General features: G+C 33.1%; 1 protein-coding gene. It reads right to left on the bottom strand.

Going from position 1 to position 1,617, the window contains the following annotated elements:
• Nucleotides 1–121: 121 nt before the first annotated feature.
• On the bottom strand, nt 122–1,069 hold the full coding sequence (locus tag GOQ24_RS14965) for an isopenicillin N synthase family dioxygenase (protein WP_155091805.1): 948 nt from the start codon (nt 1,067–1,069) through the stop codon (nt 122–124).
• Nucleotides 1,070–1,617: the final 548 nt, after the last annotated feature.

The following is a 1,617-nucleotide window of genomic DNA, read 5'->3' as shown; positions in this document are numbered from 1 at the left end:
GGTTGCACCTTGAAGATAATTATTTTTGAGGACAAACAATGAAAAAACCCCGCCTTTTTTAGACGGGGTTTTGTTTTTTAGGCTTTTTAGACAGCCTCTTTTGAATATGCTTCTTGTTGAATTATTTTATTAATCCAAGTTCTACTAATCGTTGGTGTAAAAATTCTCCAGCAGTAATATCTTCAAATTGTTTTGGATTGTTTTCGTCAATACAATTTTCCAAACAGTTCAAAGGCATTGTGCTAACAGGGTGCATAAAGAAAGGAATAGAGTATCGAGAAGTACTCCACATTTCTCTTGGAGGGTTTACCACTTGGTGAATAGTCGATTTTAATCTGTTGTTAGAATGTCTAGATAACATGTCCCCTACATTGATTACCAACTCGTCTTCTCCAGCGATTGCATCAATCCACTCTCCATTGTGGTTTTGAACCTGTAAACCTTTTCCTTGAGCGCCCATTAAAAGTGTAATAAGGTTAATGTCACCATGTGCTGCCGCTCTTACTGCATTATTTGGTTCAGATGTGATAGGAGGGTAATGGATAGGGCGTAGAATGCTATTTCCATTTTTTACATAATTGTCAAAATAGAACTCATCAAGTCCTAAGAAAAGCGATAAAGCTCTTAGAACGTAAACTCCTGTTTTTTCCAACATTTTGTAGGTTTCTTTTCCAACTGCATTAAAGTGTGCCAATTCATTGACAGTTACGTTTGCAGGATAAGAAGCTTCTAATTCAGGATTGTCTTCTACGTATTGACCAAAATGCCAAAACTCTTTCAAGTCTCCTTCAGAGCGTCCTTTAGCACTTTCTTTACCGAAAGCGACATACCCTCTTTGACCGCCAATACCTGGAACTTCGTACTTTTGCTTCGTTTCTAATGGTAGGTTAAAAAAATTGCGCACCTCTTGGTAAAGATTCTCTACTAATTGATCATCTAAGAAGTGTCCTTTTAATGCTACGAATCCAATTTCTTCGTAGGCTTTTCCGATTTCATTTACAAACTTTTGTTTACGTACCGGGTCATCCGATAGGAAATCACGTAAGTCAACACTAGGAATGTTTTGCATTTTCTAAGTTGTTATTTAAGCTTACTTGAGTTATTTCGGGCAAATGTAATTTTTTTTTCAACAAATTAGTGTTAATAAGTATAAAAGTGATTAAAGCTGTTTTTTAGGTGTTTTAGGTATATTTTTAATACGCTTTGTTTTTATTATATATAAGGAGGGAAAATAGGTTGTATTTGAGTTTAATTATTGTTTTTTAAGAATTATTAATAATTTTATTTTTTTGATAAAATGAGTGTTATGAGTTTAGAAATATCCTTAAGAAAGGAGGGAGATAACTGTGTTAGACTGTGGTTTATTGTTTCTTGAGACTATTACATCGATATATACTGGGGAAAAGTAATGTTTTGTGAGTAGAGGTATGCCTGAAAATAATCGATAAGTATGTAAAAGTTGAATAAAAGGTTGTGAAACAGCCTATCTTTAAAGATTGATAAAATAAATGTTAAAATTGGTAGTTGGTTGTAAAGGGTTGATTATTAATATTTTGGTTTTTAAGTGATACGCGTAAATTGTATTCTAATAGAGATATCATTTGGAAAATATACTAT

Source organism: Myroides sp. LoEW2-1 (assembly GCF_009767705.1).
Lineage (GTDB): Bacteria > Bacteroidota > Bacteroidia > Flavobacteriales > Flavobacteriaceae > Flavobacterium > Flavobacterium album_A.
Note: the sequence above shows the minus strand (reverse complement) of the source record. Positions and strands in the feature narration are given on the sequence as shown.